We start from the raw sequence: 15,970 nt of genomic DNA, 5'->3' as shown, positions 1-15,970 counted from the left end.
TCAGGCGCCGAGGCGGGAGAGGATCAGCTCGCGTACCGTCTTGGCGTCCGCCTGGCCGCGGGTGGTCTTCATGACCGCGCCGACCAGGGCGCCCGCCGCCGCGACCTTGCCGTCGCGGATCTTGGCGGCGATGTCCGGGTTCTCCGCGATGGCCGCGTCGACCGCCGCGGTGAGCGCGCCCGTGTCGGAGACGACGCCGAGGCCGCGGGCGGCGATGACGGCGGCTGGGTCACCCTCGCCGGCCACGACGCCCTCGAGGACCTGGCGGGCGAGCTTGTCGTTGAGCTTGCCCGCGTCGACGAGGCCCTGCAGCTGTGCCACCTGCGCCGGGGTCACGCCGACCTCGGCCAGCTCGACGCCGGTCTCGTTGGCGCGGCGGGCGAGCTCGCCCATCCACCACTTGCGGGCGCCGGCCGGGCTCGTGCCCGCCGCGATGGTCTCCTCGATGAGCTCGATCGCGCCGGCGTTGACCACCGACTGCATGTCGATCGCGGAGATGCCCCACTCCTCGGCGAGCCGGGCGCGCTTGACGCTCGGCAGCTCGGGCAGCGAGGCCTTCAGCTCCGCGACCCATGCCGGGTCCGGCGCGATCGGCACGAGGTCGGGCTCGGGGAAGTAGCGGTAGTCGGTCGCGGTCTCCTTGGAGCGGCCCGGGCGGGTGTCGCCGGTGTCCTCCTGGAAGTGCCGCGTCTCCTGGAAGATGCGGGTGCCGCCGCTGAGCAGCATCGCCTGGCGGATGATCTCGGAACGGACCGCGCGCTCGACCGAGCGCAGCGAGTTGACGTTCTTGGTCTCGGTGCGGGTGCCCCACTCCTCGCCCGGCAGGTTCAGCGAGGTGTTCACGTCGCAGCGCATCGAGCCCTGCTCCATCCGCACGTCGGAGACGTCCAGCGAGCGGATGATGTCGCGCAGCTCCGTCACGTAGGCCTTGGCCACCTCGGGCGCCTTGGCGCCGATGCCCGGCACCGGCTTGGTGACGATCTCGACCAGCGGGATGCCGGCCCGGTTGTAGTCCACGAGCGACTCGGTCGCGCCGTGGATGCGCCCGGTGGCGCCGCCGACGTGCAGCGACTTGCCGGTGTCCTCCTCGAGGTGGACGCGCTCGATCTCGATCCGCACGGTCTCGCCGTCGACCTCGACGTCGACGTAGCCGTCCACGCAGAGCGGCTCGTCGTACTGGCTGGTCTGGAAGTTCTTCGGCATGTCCGGGTAGAAGTAGTTCTTCCGGGCCATCCGGCACCACGGGGCGATGTCGCAGTTCAGCGCGAGGCCGATGCGGATGGTCGCCTCGATGGCGGCGCGGTTGGCCACCGGCAGCGCGCCGGGCAGGCCGAGGCAGACCGGGCAGACCTGGGTGTTGGGCTCGCCGCCGAAGACGGTCGGGCAGCCACAGAACATCTTGGTGTTGGTGCCGAGCTCGACGTGCGTCTCCAGGCCGATGACCGGCTCGTAACGGGCGATCGCGTCCTCGTACGAGGGCAGCACGGTCGTACTCATGCGATGAACTCCAGGTCTCGCGACATCCGGACGGAACCAATCAAGACTAGTGGGCGTGCGGGCCGGCTCGGCCCGGGGTGCGGGCGCCGGGCCGGCGAACCGGCCCGGCGCGGCGGATCAGAGCTCCGGCGGGGTGAACGTGCCGACCGCGGACTCCAGCGCGGCCGCGACCCGGTACATCCGGTCGTCGGCCATCGTCGGCGCCATCACCTGGAAGCCGACCGGCAACCCCTCGGACAGCCCGCACGGCACGGAGATCGCGGGGCCGCCGTAGAGGTTCGTCGGGATCGTGTAGAGGTCGGCGAGGTACATCTGGTAGGGGTCGGAGGTGCGCGAGCCGAACGGGAACGCCACGAACGGCGTCGTCGGCGAGATGAGCACGTCGACCCGCTCGAACGCGGAGGTGAAGTCCCGCGTGATGAGCGTGCGGACCTTCTGCGCCTGGCCGTAGTACGCGTCGTAGTAGCCGCTGGAGAGGGCGTACGTGCCGAGGATGATGCGGCGCTTGACCTCGGGGCCGAAGCCGGCGTCGCGGGTCAGCGACATGACCTCCTCAAGCGACCGGTTGCCGTCGTCGCCGACGCGCAGGCCATAGCGCACGCCGTCGAAGCGGGCCAGGTTGGAGGAGGCCTCGCTCGGCGCGATGAGGTAGTAGGCCGGGAGGGCGAACTCGAAGTGCGGGCAGGACACCTCGACGACGTCGGCGCCGAGCTTGACGAGCGCCTCGACGGACTCGCGGAAGGCCGCCATCACGCCGGGCTCGGCGCCCTCGCCGACGAACTCCTTGACGATGCCGAGCTTCACGCCGGTCAGGTCGCCCGTCGCGCCCAGCCGCGCGGCCGCCACGACGTCGGGGACCGGCTGCGGGATGGAGGTCGAGTCGCGCACGTCGTGGCCGGCGATGACCGAGTGGAGCAGGGCCGCGTCCTCGACGGTCCGCGCGCACGGCCCGGGGGTGTCGAGCGAGGAGGAGAAGGCGATCAGGCCGTAGCGGGACGTGCCGCCGTAGGTCGGCTTGGCGCCGACCGTGCCGGTGACGGCGCCGGGCTGCCGGATGGAGCCGCCGGTGTCGGTGCCGATGGCCAGCGGCGCCTCGTAGGCGGCAACGGAGGCGGCGCTGCCGCCGCCGGAGCCGCCGGGGATGCGCCCGAGGTCCCACGGGTTGTTGGTGGGCCCGTAGGCGGAGTATTCGGTCGAGGACCCCATGGCGAACTCGTCCATGTTGGTCTTGCCGAGCATGATCGTGCCGGCGGCGCGCAGCCGCTCGACCACGGTGGCGTCGTAGGGCGGCTTCCAGCCCTCGAGGATCTTCGAGGCGGCGGTGGTCGGCACGCCCTTGGTCGCGATCACGTCCTTGACCGCGACGGGCACGCCCGCGAGCGGCCCGGGCGTCTCGCCCCTGCCGCGCTGCTCGTCGACCTTGCGGGCGGCCGCGAGGGCGCCCTCGCGGTCGACGTGCAGGAAGGCGTGGACGCGATCGTCGACGGCGGCGATGCGGTCGAGGTGCGCGGTGGCGACCTCGACGGCGGACGCCTCCCCGCTGCTGATCAGCCCGGCGACCTGAGCCGCGGTCATCCTGGTGACGTCGGTCACGGCGCTCATTCCTCCTCATCCAGGATGCGCGGCACCCGGAACCGGCCCTCGGCGGAGTCGGGCGCGCCGGAGAGCGCCGCCTCCTGCGTGAGGCACGGCTGCACGACGTCGTCGCGGTAGATGTTGGTCAGCGGCACGGAGTGCGAGGTGGGCGGGATGTCCTCAGCGGCCACATCACCGATCCGGGCGACCGCGTGCAGAATGACGTCGAGCTGACCGGCGAACTGGTCGAGCTCCTGCTCGGTCACGGCGAGCCGCGACAGGCGCGCCAGATGCGCGACCTCTTCGCGGGAGATGGCGGCCATCGTGCCCCCTTGGTGGTGGATGTCGCTGACCTGGAGAGTCTATTTCCCGGGGCGGTCGTGGCGGCGGGCGGCTCCCTTGGTGTCGCTCACGGCGCCGGCACCGCCAGGGCGCCCGGTTCCCGTCCGGGCCGCAGGGGCCGGTAGCGGATCAGCCACTCCGCGAGGTCCGGCGCGGGCATCGGCCGAGCGTGGAACCAGCCCTGTGCGGCGTGACAGCCCACGGAGGCCAGCAGCCGCCAGGTCCGTTCGTCCTCGACGCCCTCGGCCACGACGCGCAGGCCGAGCGAGTCGGCCAGGGCGGTCACCGAGCGCACGATGGCGGCGTCGCCGCGGTCGGTCGCCATGCCGAGCACGAAGGAGCGGTCGACCTTCACCTCGGAGAGCGGCAGGCGGCGCAGGTGCTGTAGCGACGAGTAGCCGGTGCCGAAGTCGTCGAGGGAGATGGCAACGCCCATCCGGTCCAGCCTGGTGATCGTGTTCAGCACCCGGTGCGGATCGGCCATCAGCGCGCTCTCGGTGATCTCGAGCTGCAACAGGTCGGCCGGCACGGCGTACCGGTGCAGCAGCCCGTCGATCTCCTCGGCGATGTCCGCCGCATGCAGGTCCCGCACGCTGACGTTGACCGAGGCCCGCAGGGCCTGCCCGGCCGCGTGCCAGGCCGCGACCTGGGCGATCACCTCGCGCAGCACCCGGCTGGTCAGCAGCCGCATGACCGGCGTCTGCTCGGCGACGCGGAGCAGTTCCTCGGGACCGACCATGCCCCGCACCGGATGCCGCCAGCGCAGCAGCGCCTCGACGCCGACGATCTCGCCGGTCGCGATGGCGATCTGCGGCTGGTAGTAGAGCGTGATCCCATCGGCGGCCGGGTCCGTGCCGGGCTCGGCCTGCACGGCCCGGCGCAGGTCGGCGAGCAGGGTCAGGTCGGGCGGGTGCTGCCCGGCGTCCCGGGCGTATACGGCGACCTGGTCGCCGCGCTCCTTGGCGTCGTACATCGCGGCCTCGGCCTGCCGGAGCAGCGCGGCGCCGTCGCCGCCGCGGTCCGGCTGCAGTGCGATGCCGATGGAGGCGCTGACGTCGATGACAAGGCCGTCGAGCACGAAGGGCCGGACGAACGCCTCGGCCAGATGACCGGCGAGCCGCCGGGCCGAGGCCGGCCCGTCGACCCGCTTGGCGAGCACCGCGAACTCGTCACCCCCGAGCCGCACAACAAGATCATGAGCGGGTACGGCCGCGGCGAGCCGCCGGGCGACCTCGACCAGCAGCCGATCGCCGGTGGTGTGCCCGAGGGCGTCGTTGACGGTGCGGAACCGATCGAGGTCGAGCAGGAACAGGGCCAGCCGCCACTCGTGCCGGTGCGATCCGCCGGCTACCCACTCGACCACCGAGGTCTGCAGCGCGCGCCGGTTGGGCAGCCCGGTCAGCGCGTCTACCCGGGAGGCCCGCTCGCACTCCCCGGTGGACCGGACCATGTGATGCACGGCGTGCAGCGCGAGCAGGACGAGGGGAACCAGCACCAGCCCGACCTGCGCGGCGGCGAGCACGACGGGCCCGAGTAGCAGCAGTGCGGAGGTGGCGAACAGCTCCGGCCCCCAGCGCAGCACCCGCCGCCTGCGCCCGGCGGCGGACCAGCGGGCGATGACGGCGTCGATACCGTGGCGGAAGAGGATCCACACGGCGGCCGCGGCGACGGTCAGCAGCGCATCGTCCCAGCCCGGTTCGGCCCCGAAGTGCAGCCCGGCGAATGCGGCCACCGCGGCGGCACCGGCCAGTGCGACGGCGTGCTGAAGCGCGAGGTGCAGGACGCGCCGGGCGGGCTGCCGCATCCGTACGCCGGCGACGGCCACCGCGGCCAGCTGCACGGCGACGGCGGGCACGAATCCCCAGGCGAAGACGATGCCGAAGGTGAAACAGATGGACGGCGGGATCATCGAGCCGGCCCGCCGGTCGGCGACGACATAGGGCCGCGCGTCGACCGCTAGGGCGAGCACGGCCATGACCCAGAACCCGGTCGGCAGCTCCGCGAAGACCCCGGGCAGCGCGGCCCACAGTGCGAGATCGACGAGCAGCGCACCGCCGACGGCGACGACCGCGCCCCGCCGGGCCGGGACGGACCACCCGGCGTCGCGGGCCGCGGCGGCCCGGCGCGGCCAGCCCCGCCGGCCCCCGCCGCCGATTCGCCGTTCACCGAACCGGCCGCCGGCCGCCGGCCCGTCCTTACGCCGGCCTCGCCCGCGACCGCCATTCGGGCGTGAGACGTCGGCCGGGTGAGCGCGCTCGTGGTCGGCCGCGTGGCCGGCCTCCGCGGGCGAGCCGTCCCCCGGCTGCCCTTCGCCCGGCATGGAGCTGCGCTGCTGTGCGGCATCCATGCGACCTCCACGGTGGTGTCGACCGAACGATCTTCCTCACCATAGATCCACATAGACAAAACTACGCGAAACAGACTCGCCGTTACCAAATCGGCATATCCGCCGGAACGCGGAACCCTCGGAACTTCACCCTTTGGGGTGCCTAACCCGCCGCCTCGTCCGCCGGCTTGGCCGCGGCCTTCCGCTTCGGTTCCCTGACCGGCTCCTCCGCGATCTCGGCCACCTCGCGGGCCGCCTCCGGGCCCTCCGCCAGCAGCACCGCGAAGCCCGCCTCGTCCAGCACCGGCACCCGCAGCGACAGGGCCTTGTCGTACTTGCTGCCCGGGTTGTCGCCCACCACCACGAAGGCGGTCTTCTTCGACACCGAGCCGCTCACCTTGCCGCCCCGGCCCATCACGGCCTCGGACGCCTCGTCACGGGTGTGCGTGGAGAGCGTTCCGGTCACCACGACCGTCATGCCCGCGAGCGGGCGCGGGCCGGTGTCGGTCCGCTCCTCCGCCATCTTCACGCCGGCCTCGCGCCACTTGCGGACGATCTCGCGGTGCCAGTCCACCGCGAACCACTCGCGCAGGCTCTCCGCGATCGTCGGGCCCACGCCGTCCACTGCGGACAACTCCGCGATCCGGTCCTGCTCGATCGCGGCCTCGATCGCCTCCATCGAGCCGAACTCGAGGGCCAGCGCCCGGGAGGCCGTCGGGCCAACGTGCCGGATCGACAGCGCAACCAGCACCCGCCACAGCGGCCGCTGCTTGACCTCCTCAAGGTTCTCGAGCAGCTTCGCCGCGTTGCTGCCCAGGCTGCCGTCCATGTTGACGAAGAACGGCGAGCGCAGCAGGTCGTCGGCGGTCAGGCCGAAGAGGTCACCCTCGTCGGTCAGCACACCGGACTCGAACAACGCCCGGGCCGCCTTGTAGCCCAGCACCTCGATGTCGAGGGCGTCGCGGCCCGCCAGGTAGAACAGGCGCTCGCGCAACTGGCCCGGACAGTGCCGGGCGTTGGGGCACCGGATGTCGATGTCGCTCTCCTTGGCGGGAGCGAGCGCCGTGCCGCACTCGCGGCACTCGGCCGGCATGACGAAGGGGTGCGCGCTGTCCGGCCGCAGGTCCATCACCGGGCCGAGCACCTCGGGGATCACGTCGCCGGCCTTACGCAGCACCACGGTGTCGCCGATCCACACGCCCTTGCGCTCGACCTCGCGGGCGTTGTGCAGCGTCGCCTGCGCCACGGTGGAACCGGCCACCCGCACCGGCTCCAGCACCGCGAACGGGGTCACCCGGCCCGTCCGCCCGACGTTGACGTCGATGTCGAGCAGCTTGGTGGTGACCTCCTCCGGCGGATATTTGAAGGCGATCGCCCAGCGCGGCGCGCGGCTCGTCGAGCCGAGCCGGCCCTGGATGGCGACCGAGTCCACCTTGACGACCACGCCGTCGATCTCGTGCTCGACGTCGTGGCGGTGCTTGCCGTAGTAGGCGATGTAGTCGCGCACCTCGGCCATCGACCCGACCAGCCGCCACCGGTCGCTGGTCGGCAGCCCCCAGGACTTCAGCGCCGCATAGGCGTGTGACTGCGAATCGGGCCGGAACCCCTTGCGGGCGCCGATGCCGTGCACGACCATGCGCAGGCCCCGCGACGCGGTGATCCTCGGGTCCTTCTGCCGCAGGCTGCCGGCGGCGGCGTTGCGCGGGTTGGCGAACGGCGCCTTGCCCTGCTCGACGAGCGACGCGTTGAGGTCGGCGAACGCGGATGCCGGGAAGTAGATCTCACCGCGCACCTCGAGCAGTTCGGGCGGGTCGTCGCCGGTCAGCCGCTCGGGGATCTCACGGATCGTGCGGACGTTGGAGGTCACGTCCTCGCCCGTGCGGCCGTCGCCGCGGGTCGCGCCGCGGACCAGGCGGCCCTTCTCGTAGGTGAGGTTGATCGCCAGGCCGTCGACCTTGAGCTCGCAGAGGAACTGCACCGGCCCGCCCGCGTCCCGCTCGGTGCGCTCGGACCAGGTGGCCAGCTCGGCCTCGTCGAAGACGTTGTCGAGCGACATCATGCGCTCGGCGTGCTCGACCGGGGTGAACAGCGTGGAGAACGAGCCGCCGACGTTCTGCGTCGGGGAGTCGGGGGTGCGCAGCGCCGGATAGCGGGTCTCGAGCTCCTCGAGCTCGCGCAACAGCTTGTCGAACTCGGCGTCCGCGATGGTCGGCGAGTCGAGCACGTAGTAGCGGTACTGATGGCCTCGCAGCTCGTCGCTGAGCTCGGCATGGCGGGTGCTGGCCTCGGAGGTCGGCTCGCTGCCGGCCGCGGCAACCTGCTCGGCGGTCGGCCGGCCCTCCGCGATCTGCTCGGCGGCGACGGCCGGCTCCGCTTCGACAGACTGCTTCTCAGACACCGCAAAGACCTCCGTGTTCGTCCCTCTACCCCGGCACGTTAGTCGCCCGGTCCGACAAGACCGCCGACGCGCTGCCGCGCCCGCGGCCCCGGCCACACCCGGCGCGAGGTAATCGAGTGGAGAACGACCGGACCGAGGCCGGAGACTTCGAGGATGTCACCACCGCAAACAGCTTTGATCGTGCCCGTACCGCAGGTGGAGCAGGCCGTTGGCCGCTGGCGTGCGGTGCTGGACAGGGCCGCGGGCTGGGGTGTGCCGGCACACGTCACCGTTCTGTACCCGTTCCTCGCGCCCGAGGACCTCGACGAGCAGACGCTGACCGCCGTCGCCGAGGTCCTCGCGTCCGTCCCGCCGTTCACGACCGAGTTCGCACACGTCCGGTGGTTCGGCGACACCGTGGTCTGGCTGGCGCCCTCCCCGGACCGGCCGTTCCGCGCGCTCACCGACGCGATCTGGCAGCGCTTTCCCCAGGCACCGCCCTACGCGGGCGCGCACACCGACGTCGTGCCGCACCTGACCATCGGCCATGACGCACCGAGACGGGCCCTGGCCGAAGCCGCCGACGCGGTCGCCGCGTCGCTGCCGATCCGCGCACCCGTCGACGTGGTCCGCCTCATCGCCGGTACGCCACGACCCGACGGCTGGCACACCATCCGCGAGTTCCCGATCGGCGGGTAGGCGGCGGCACGCTCACCAGACCAGGCAGAACGGGTGACCGACCGGGTCGGCGTACACCCGGAAGCCGGCACCGCCGCCGTCCAGGCGCTTGGCGCCGGCCGCCAGCACCCGCCGCTCCGCCTCCTCGATGTCGTCCACCCGCACGTCCAGGTGGTACTGCTGCGGCCGGTTCCGGTCCGGCCAGTCCGGCGGGAGGAGATCGGGTGCCTTCTGGAACGCCAGGCTCGGCGCGTCCGAGTCGGTCCGGATGGTCACCCGGTCGGCCTCGTCGCGGACGACGTGCATGCCGAGGAGCTCGCGGTAGAAGTCGGCGAGGGCACGGGGATCGGGGCAGTCGATGACGACGGCGTCCAGACGTCCAATCATGAGTGCATGATGCCCGGCCGGACCCGGCGAATTCGCCGGAATCGTCAGACTTCGGCCAGACGGCGACCGGCGTCGCGGCAGGCCTTCAGCACCGCGCGCACGTAGGACGGCGAGGCGCCGGCTAGGCCGCAGGCGGGAGTGACCACGACCTGCCCGGGCAGCCGCGCCGCGGGGAAGCCGAGCCGGCTCCACAGTGTGCTCACCCGCTCCGCGATCTTCGCCGACGTCGGCGGGGCCGCGCCGGGCGCCGGGCGCGTGGCGACGGCCCCGGCGAACAGGCCGAGGCCGGCCTCGAGTGCCTCACCGAGCGGATCGAGATCTTTGATCATGCCCAGGTCGAGCGCGACGGCCGCGGCCCCGGCGTCCCGCACGACCTGCAACGGTACGGCCGGAGCACAGCAGTGCACGATAACCGGCACCCCGACGGCCTGCACGACGGTACGCAGCGCGCCGGCGGCGCTGGAGCCCTCGACGGCCCGGTACGCACTCAGCCCGCTCTCGGTCGGTATGTGTCCGTCGAGGACCGCCGGCAGCGACGGCTCGTCGAGCTGGACCAGCACGGACGCGCGCGGAAGGCGCCGGCGCACATCGGCGACGTGCCGACGCAGCCCCTCGGCAAGCGAGTCCGTGAGGTCGCGCACGGCGCCGGGGTCGCGCAGCATGCGCCCGCCGATCGGCAGCTCGAGGCTCGCGGCCAGGGTCCACGGCCCGGCGGCCTGCACCTTGATCGGTCCGGCGTAGCGGTCGGCCTGCTCGGTGAGCTGATCGAGATCGCGTTCGAACAGGTCGGCGATGCGGCGCTGGTCCCGGCCCGGGCGCGGCGCCATCTGCCAGCGCCCGACGTAGAGCTGGACGGGCAGCTCGACCAGCAGGCCCGCGGTGCGCCCGATCATGTCGGCGCCCGGCCCACGATCCGGCAGCTCGGCGAGGTGCGGCAGGTCGGGCAGCTCGCCCAGGATCAGGCGCTGTGCCTCGGAGATGTCGGTGCCGGGCAGCGAGCCGAGCCCGGTGGCCGCGCCGGACGGCCAGGGGAAGTCAGGCACCGTGCTCCGGCCCGGCCCCGCCGGGGCCGGCCGTCGCCCGGCCCGCGGAGACCGGGTCGCCCGGCTCGTCACCGGGTGCCGCGGCGCCGGCGGCGATCGTCGCCGAACCGAGCACGATGTCGCCGGCCGGATCCGGGCGGTAGGCGACGATGGCCTGTCCGGCCGCGACTCCCCGGGCCTGCGTGTGCAGCCGCGCCCGCAGGCCGTCCGGGCCGACGGTCACCAGGGCCGGGACCACGTCGCCGTGCGCGCGCAGCTGCACCTCGCACTCGACGGGCGTCGGCTCGCCGTGCCAGATCGGCCGGGTGGCCGTCACCAGGTCGACCGCGAGGTCCTCGCGGGGGCCGACCGTGACCGTGTTGGTCTTCGGGGTGATCGACAGGACGTAGCGCGGGCGGCCGTCGGGCGCCGGCACCCGCAGGTCCAGGCCCTTGCGCTGGCCGACCGTGTAGGAATACGCGCCGGCGTGCCGGCCGAGGACGGCTCCCGTGCGGGAGTCGACGATGTCGCCCGGCGCCTCGCCCAGGCGGGCGGCCAGGAAGCCACGGGTGTCACCGTCGGCGATGAAGCAGATGTCGTGCGAGTCCGGCTTGTCGGCGACGGCGAGGCCGCGCTCGGCGGCCTCCTCGCGGACCTGCGTCTTGGTCGAGTCGCCGAGCGGGAAGACCGCTCGGTCGAGCTGGGCGCGGGTCAGGACGGCCAGCACGTATGACTGGTCCTTGGCCATGTCGACGCTGCGCCGCAGCAGGCCGTCGGCGCCGAGCCGGGCGTGGTGGCCGGTGACGACCGCGTCGAAGCCCAGTGCGACGGCGCGGTCCAGGACCGCGGCGAACTTGATCTTCTCGTTGCAGCGCAGGCAGGGGTTCGGGGTGCGGCCGGCCGCGTACTCGGCGACGAAGTCGTCGACGACGTTGTCGTGGAACTGTTCGGCCATGTCCCACACGTAGAACGGGATGCCGATCACGTCGGCGGCCCGCCGCGCGTCCCGGGAGTCCTCGAGCGTGCAGCAGCCCCGCGCGCCGGTCCGATAGGTCTGCGGATTCCGCGCCAGCGCCAGGTGCACACCGGTCACGTCGTGACCCGCGTCACGGGCGCGCGCGGCAGCGACCGCGGAGTCGACCCCGCCGGACATGGCTGCTAGCACTCGCACGCCCGCAAGCCTATCCGCCGCGACCGGCGGCACCCACCGCGCCCGCCACCAGCGGCCGGACCGCCGCGGCGGCGGGCACTGCGTTCCCGGGGCGGCGACGCCGGCCGGGCGGCGCGAACCGCGCCGGGACGACCGGGGAGCAGGTCAGCGGGGCGTTTTCCACGCGGTCGCGCGGCGGGCGCGCTCGACCGCTCCCGGCAGCGCCGCGAGCAGCGCGTCGATGTCGGCGGCCGTCGACGTGTGGCCCAGCGTGAAGCGCAGCGACGAGCGGGCCCGGTCGTTGTCCGCACCCATCGCCAGCAGCACGTGCGAGGGCTGCGCCACCCCCGCCGAGCACGCCGAACCCGTCGAGCAGGAGATTCCCTGTGCGTCGAGGAGCAGCAACAGCGCGTCGCCCTCGCATCCGGGGAACGAGAAGTGCGCGTTGCCCGGCAGGCGGTCGGTCGTCGCGCCGTTGTACACCGCGTCCGGCACCGCCGCCCGTACCCGTTCCACCAGCTCGTCGCGGAGGGCGGCGACCCGGGCCGCGCACTCCTGCTGGGTCTTGACCGCGGCCTCGACCGCGACCGCGAAGGCCGCCACCCCCGGGGTGTCCAGCGTCCCGGAGCGCACGTCGCGCTCCTGGCCACCGCCGTGCAGCAGCGGGGTCGCGACGACGTCGCGGCCGAGCAGCAGCGCGCCCACCCCGACCGGGCCGCCCAGCTTGTGGCCGGTGAGGGTCAGTGCCGCGGCGCCGCTCGCGGCGAAGTCGACCGGAACCTGGCCGACCGCCTGCACCGCGTCGGTGTGGAACGGAATGCCGGCCCGCGCGGCGAGCCGGGCCAGCTCGGCCACCGGCTGGATCGTGCCGACCTCGTTGTTCGCCCACTGGGTGCTGATCACCGCGATCTCGTCGCCGTGCTCGGCGAGCAGGTCGGCCAGCGACTCCGGGTCCACCCGGCCGGCCTCGTCCACCGGCAGCCAGCTGACGTCGGCGCCCTCGTGTGTGCCGAGCCAGTCGACCGTGTCGAGCACCGCGTGGTGTTCGACCGCGGACGCGACCACCCGGTTGCGGCGCGGGTCGCCGCTCCGCCTGGCCCAGTAGATGCCCTTGGCCGCCAGGTTGTCGCTCTCGGTGCCGCCGCTGGTGAAGATCACCTCTGACGGGCGGGCGCCGAGCACCGCGGCGATGCGCTCGCGGGACTCCTCGACCAGCCGGCGGGCGCACCGGCCGGCAGCGTGTAGCGACGACGGGTTGCCGACCTCGCGGGCGGCCTCGACATATGCGTCGAGCGCTTCGGCGAGCATCGGCGTGGTCGCCGCGTGATCCAGGTAGGCCATCAACGTGAAGCTTATGCCTTGAGCCGTCAACCGAAACGGCCCGGATGGATGGAGCGCGAAACGGCCCGGCGGAAGCATCCGCCGGGCCGTGGGAAACCTGTCGCCTACCTGCGCTTGCGGATCTCGTCGTCGGCCTGCGGCACGACCTTGAACAGGTCGCCGACCACGCCGAAGTCGGCGAGCTCGAAGATCGGGGCCTCGGGGTCCTTGTTGACCGCGACGATCGTCTTCGAGGTCTGCATGCCTGCCCGGTGCTGGATCGCGCCGGAGATGCCCAGGGCGACGTACAGCTGCGGGGAGACGGTCTTGCCGGTCTGACCCACCTGGAACTGGTGCGGGTAGTAGCCCGAGTCGACCGCCGCGCGGGAGGCGCCGACGGCGCCGCCGAGCAGGTCGGCCATCTCCTCGACCAGCTTGAAGTTGTCGGCGTTGCCGACGCCGCGGCCGCCGGAGACGACGATCGACGCCTCGCTGAGCTCGGGGCGGGAGCCCTTCTGCTCGGCGACCCGCTCGACGACCCGGGTCAGCTTGTCGGCGTCGGTCGCGGTGACCTCGAGCGTGGTGACGGCCGGGGTGGCCGGCGCCGGCTCGGGGGTGATCGAGTTCGGGCGGATGGTGATGATCGGCAGGCCCTTGGTGACCTTGGACTTGACGATCGTGGAGCCGGCGAAGACGACCTGGGTCGCGGTGCCGTCCGCGGCCACCTCGACCGCGTCGGTCAGCAGACCGTTGTCGAGCTTGACCGCGAGCCGGCCGGCGATCTCCTTGCCCTCCTGGGTCGAGGCGAGCAGCACCGCGGCGGGCTGGACCTGCTTGACCAGCTCGGCGACGGCGGTGGCCTTCGACGCCACGAGGTAGCCGTCGATCTCCTCGCCCTCGCCCGAGTAGATCTTCTCGGCGCCGAACTCGCCGAGCTTGGCGGCGAACTGCTCGGTGGCGCCGGCGCCGCCGAGCACGACCGCCGAAACGGAGCCCAGCGTGCGGGCGATGGTCAGCATCTCGAGCGTGACCTTCTTGACGCCGGCGGCCTGGGAGGCCTCGACGACGACCAGTACTTCAGCCATGGTGTGAGCCCCTCTCAGACGAACTTCTCGGCGGCGAGGTACGCGACGAGCTGCTCGCCGCCCGTACCCTCGTCAGTGATCTTGGTGCCGGCCGAACGCGCCGGCCGCCTCGCGAACTCGACCACCGCGGAGGTCGCGCCCGCGGTGCCCACCTCGTCGGCGGAGACGCCCAGGTCGGCGAGCGACAGGGTCTGCACCGGCTTCTTCTTCGCGGCCATGATGCCCTTGAAGGAGGGGTAGCGGGGCTCGTTGATCGTGTCCCACACGCTGACGACGGCCGGGGTGGCCGCGGTGACGACCTCGTAGCCCTCGTCGGTCTGCCGCTCGGCGGTCAGCTGGCCGCCGTCGACGGTGAGCTTGCGGGCGCCGGTCAGCGCCGCGATGCCGAGGCGCTCGGCCAGCATGTGCGGCATGACCTGCACGCGGCCGTCGGTCGACTCGGCGCCGCAGAGCACCAGGTCGGCGCTGAGGGTGCCCAGCGCGGCGGCGAGGACCTTGGAGGTCGCGACGGCGCAGGACCCGCGCAGCGCGTCGTCCTGTACGTGCACGGCCTTGTCCGGGCCCATGGAGAGGGCCTTGCGGATCGACTCGGTGGCGCGCTCGGGGCCCATCGTCAGGACGGTCACCTCGCCACCGTGCGCCTCCTTGATCTTCAGCGCCTCCTCGATGGCGTACTCGTCCATCTCGTTGATGACGTTGTTCGCCGAGGCACGCTCGACGGTGTTGTCACCCGCGCTCAGGGTGCGCTCAGCACCGGAGTCGGGTACCTGCTTGACCAGTACGACGATGTTCATCGCGCTTCGACGACCCTCCTGTTGATGGACGCACGCCTGCAGTCTGTCCCCTCCGGATGTTACCCGTCAGTAGCTTATGGGTCTCCACCACCGAGAGTGACTCACCTCACCCGGAGCCGCCGCAAGATCGCTACAGTCGGATCAAGGGGGTACCAGGACATGTCCGGCCAAATTACTGCTGTTTCGCACGCGTTACCCGCGCGCTCGCCCCATCCTCTCCCACCGCACCGGCCGACCGGGCCGGAGGGAGCCTGGTGCACCTGTGGACGTACCCGGGAGTCCTGCGTCAGCACGGAGGTGCGCAGGCTGTGGGCGGCCTCCCCGGCCCGCCTTCTTGACCTCCCTGGTCGATAATCGGCGACGTGCTCGCCCAGTGGTTCAACCCGCAGAAGACCCCGATGGCCGGCGAGAAGCCGGACTACCGCTTCTCGCTTGCCAATGAGCGCACCTTCCTGGCCTGGATCCGGACCGCCCTGGCGCTGCTGGCCGGCGGGCTCGCGTGCGCACAGTTCCTGCCGCCGCTGCCCATCCCACACCTGCGCGAGGGCATCGCGGTGGCGCTGCTGCTGCTCGGCGGCGTGGTCGCGCTGCGGGCCGTTGACCACTGGGCGCGTACGGAGCGGGCCATGCGGCTCGGCACCGACCTGCCGAAGTCCCGGTTCCCGGCGGTGCTGGCCCTGATCGTGGCGCTCGGCGCGCTGCTGCTCGTCGTCGCCGTGCTGATCAAAGCGTTCTCGTGAACCCGGACCCCGGCGCCTCCGCGGAGCGGACCCGCCTGGCCTGGCGGCGCACCGGGCTGTCGGCGACCGCGGTGGCGCTGCTGGCGACCCGGCCGGCCTTCGCGCCCGGAGCGGGCACCTGGACGTTCCTCGGCGCGGGGGCCGCGATGGCGCTCTGGGCCGCCCTGATCGGCCTCGCCTACCGGCGGGCGCGGGGCCTCAACGCACTCCCGCCGCGGCCCGGACGGCGCACAGTCACCGCGTACGCGGCGCTCACCGTGTGCCTCGCGGTGCTCGGCGCCGCGCTTGTCATGCTCTGATCGTCGCCGTTCGGGTTGCGGCGCGTCATCATTGCCTAATGGTCCGGTTGTTCGTCCTCCTGGCTGCGGTGCAGCTCGTGCTCCTGGTGCTCGCGCTCATCGGCGCGCTGTCGGCCGATCGGGTACGCAACATGCCGCGCGCGCTCTGGCTGCTCGTCATCCTGCTGATCCCCCTGCTCGGCCCCCTCGCCTACTTCGCCTGGGGACGGCCGGTCCCGCCGCCGCGCGAGGGCGGCCCGATCCGCACGCGCGGTCCCCGCCCGACCTCGCCGGACGACGATCCGGACTTCCTCCGCTCGATGGACACCGAACGGTCGCGCCGCGAACGCGAGCTGCTGGACCAGTGGGAACGCGAGCTGGAGAAGAACGACGAGTGAC

Annotated in this window: 15 protein-coding genes; 4 read left to right on the top strand and 11 right to left on the bottom strand. The window is 72.7% G+C overall.

The features are described from left to right. The 5 genes from gatB to ligA all read right to left on the bottom strand — a co-directional run bounded on the left by gatB (position 1) and on the right by ligA (position 8,087). Complete coding sequence (gatB, locus tag AB0B58_RS03090; RefSeq protein ID WP_360216564.1) at positions 1 to 1,497, bottom strand: Asp-tRNA(Asn)/Glu-tRNA(Gln) amidotransferase subunit GatB; 1,497 nt, start codon at positions 1,495 to 1,497, stop codon at positions 1 to 3. A 117-nt stretch (positions 1,498 to 1,614) separates the two neighbouring features. Continuing rightward, positions 1,615 to 3,090 (bottom strand): Asp-tRNA(Asn)/Glu-tRNA(Gln) amidotransferase subunit GatA, encoded by a 1,476-nt coding sequence (gene gatA, locus AB0B58_RS03085; protein ID WP_360217445.1) that lies wholly within the window; start codon positions 3,088 to 3,090, stop codon positions 1,615 to 1,617. Between the two features lie 5 nt (positions 3,091 to 3,095). Next, complete coding sequence (gene gatC / locus AB0B58_RS03080) at positions 3,096 to 3,395, bottom strand: Asp-tRNA(Asn)/Glu-tRNA(Gln) amidotransferase subunit GatC (RefSeq protein ID WP_360216561.1); 300 nt, start codon at positions 3,393 to 3,395, stop codon at positions 3,096 to 3,098. A gap of 86 nt (positions 3,396 to 3,481) precedes the next feature. Then, positions 3,482 to 5,761 (bottom strand): EAL domain-containing protein, encoded by a 2,280-nt coding sequence (locus AB0B58_RS03075; protein ID WP_360216558.1) that lies wholly within the window; start codon positions 5,759 to 5,761, stop codon positions 3,482 to 3,484. Between the two features lie 142 nt (positions 5,762 to 5,903). Beyond that, positions 5,904 to 8,087, bottom strand: coding sequence for an NAD-dependent DNA ligase LigA (gene ligA / locus AB0B58_RS03070; RefSeq protein ID WP_360217442.1), 2,184 nt, complete (start codon positions 8,085 to 8,087; stop codon positions 5,904 to 5,906). Positions 8,088 to 8,318: 231 nt separating this feature from the next. On the opposite strand from ligA, the gene AB0B58_RS03065 reads away from it, so the two are divergent. After that, positions 8,319 to 8,816, top strand: coding sequence for a 2'-5' RNA ligase family protein (locus tag AB0B58_RS03065; RefSeq protein WP_360216555.1), 498 nt, complete (start codon positions 8,319 to 8,321; stop codon positions 8,814 to 8,816). A gap of 12 nt (positions 8,817 to 8,828) precedes the next feature. Here the strand turns inward: AB0B58_RS03065 and AB0B58_RS03060 are convergent, their stop codons facing one another. The 6 genes from AB0B58_RS03060 to AB0B58_RS03035 form a co-directional block, all read right to left on the bottom strand. Next, a complete protein-coding gene (locus tag AB0B58_RS03060) occupies positions 8,829 to 9,182 on the bottom strand; it encodes a VOC family protein (RefSeq protein ID WP_360216552.1) in 354 nt (117 codons plus the stop codon). A 44-nt stretch (positions 9,183 to 9,226) separates the two neighbouring features. Then, positions 9,227 to 10,225 carry a methionine synthase gene (locus AB0B58_RS03055; RefSeq protein ID WP_360216549.1) on the bottom strand — a complete coding sequence of 333 codons (999 nt, stop codon included), beginning with the start codon at positions 10,223 to 10,225 and terminating at the stop codon, positions 9,227 to 9,229. After that, positions 10,218 to 11,375: a tRNA 2-thiouridine(34) synthase MnmA gene (gene mnmA / locus AB0B58_RS03050; protein ID WP_360216546.1), complete on the bottom strand. Its 1,158-nt coding sequence runs from the start codon at positions 11,373 to 11,375 to the stop codon at positions 10,218 to 10,220. The genes AB0B58_RS03055 and mnmA overlap by 8 nt, the downstream gene beginning before the upstream one ends. Positions 11,376 to 11,519: 144 nt before the next feature. Further along, the gene (locus AB0B58_RS03045) at positions 11,520 to 12,695 is read right to left on the bottom strand and encodes a cysteine desulfurase family protein (protein WP_360216543.1); all 1,176 of its coding nucleotides are present in this window, start codon (positions 12,693 to 12,695) and stop codon (positions 11,520 to 11,522) included. A gap of 104 nt (positions 12,696 to 12,799) precedes the next feature. Next, positions 12,800 to 13,759 carry an electron transfer flavoprotein subunit alpha/FixB family protein gene (locus AB0B58_RS03040; RefSeq protein WP_360216540.1) on the bottom strand — a complete coding sequence of 320 codons (960 nt, stop codon included), beginning with the start codon at positions 13,757 to 13,759 and terminating at the stop codon, positions 12,800 to 12,802. 14 nt (positions 13,760 to 13,773) lie between these two features. Next, positions 13,774 to 14,553, bottom strand: coding sequence for an electron transfer flavoprotein subunit beta/FixA family protein (locus AB0B58_RS03035; RefSeq protein WP_360216537.1), 780 nt, complete (start codon positions 14,551 to 14,553; stop codon positions 13,774 to 13,776). A 398-nt stretch (positions 14,554 to 14,951) separates the two neighbouring features. On the opposite strand from AB0B58_RS03035, the gene AB0B58_RS03030 reads away from it, so the two are divergent. The 3 genes from AB0B58_RS03030 to AB0B58_RS03020 are packed head-to-tail and all read left to right on the top strand — an operon-like array spanning position 14,952 to position 15,969. Next, on the top strand, positions 14,952 to 15,293 hold the full coding sequence (locus tag AB0B58_RS03030) for a YidH family protein (RefSeq protein WP_184998633.1): 342 nt from the start codon (positions 14,952 to 14,954) through the stop codon (positions 15,291 to 15,293). Continuing rightward, on the top strand, positions 15,290 to 15,592 hold the full coding sequence (locus AB0B58_RS03025; protein ID WP_360216534.1) for a DUF202 domain-containing protein: 303 nt from the start codon (positions 15,290 to 15,292) through the stop codon (positions 15,590 to 15,592). Before AB0B58_RS03030 ends, AB0B58_RS03025 begins: the two co-directional genes overlap by 4 nt. Before the next feature lie 38 nt (positions 15,593 to 15,630). Further along, positions 15,631 to 15,969, top strand: a complete 339-nt coding sequence (locus AB0B58_RS03020) for a PLDc N-terminal domain-containing protein (RefSeq protein WP_360216531.1) — start codon at positions 15,631 to 15,633, stop codon at positions 15,967 to 15,969. Position 15,970: the final 1 nt, after the last annotated feature.

The sequence above is a fragment of the Actinoplanes sp. NPDC049118 genome (assembly GCF_040648555.1).
Lineage (GTDB): Bacteria > Actinomycetota > Actinomycetes > Mycobacteriales > Micromonosporaceae > Actinoplanes.
The sequence above is the reverse complement of the archived record's forward strand: the minus strand, read 5'-3'. Positions and strand labels throughout refer to the sequence as shown.

Bases quoted from the DNA above. Each gene is read 5' to 3' on its own strand.
- gatB (WP_360216564.1), bottom strand. From the start codon at position 1,497: ATGAGTACGACCGTGCTGCCCTCGTACGAGGACGCGATCGCCCGTTAC.
- gatC (WP_360216561.1), bottom strand. From the start codon at position 3,395: ATGGCCGCCATCTCCCGCGAAGAGGTCGCGCATCTGGCGCGCCTGTCG.
- AB0B58_RS03075 (WP_360216558.1), bottom strand. From the start codon at position 5,761: ATGGATGCCGCACAGCAGCGCAGCTCCATGCCGGGCGAAGGGCAGCCG.
- AB0B58_RS03060 (WP_360216552.1), bottom strand. From the start codon at position 9,182: ATGATTGGACGTCTGGACGCCGTCGTCATCGACTGCCCCGATCCCCGT.
- AB0B58_RS03045 (WP_360216543.1), bottom strand. From the start codon at position 12,695: ATGGCCTACCTGGATCACGCGGCGACCACGCCGATGCTCGCCGAAGCG.
- AB0B58_RS03040 (WP_360216540.1), bottom strand. From the start codon at position 13,759: ATGGCTGAAGTACTGGTCGTCGTCGAGGCCTCCCAGGCCGCCGGCGTC.
- AB0B58_RS03035 (WP_360216537.1), bottom strand. From the start codon at position 14,553: ATGAACATCGTCGTACTGGTCAAGCAGGTACCCGACTCCGGTGCTGAG.
- AB0B58_RS03030 (WP_184998633.1), top strand. From the start codon at position 14,952: ATGGCCGGCGAGAAGCCGGACTACCGCTTCTCGCTTGCCAATGAGCGC.
- AB0B58_RS03020 (WP_360216531.1), top strand. From the start codon at position 15,631: ATGGTCCGGTTGTTCGTCCTCCTGGCTGCGGTGCAGCTCGTGCTCCTG.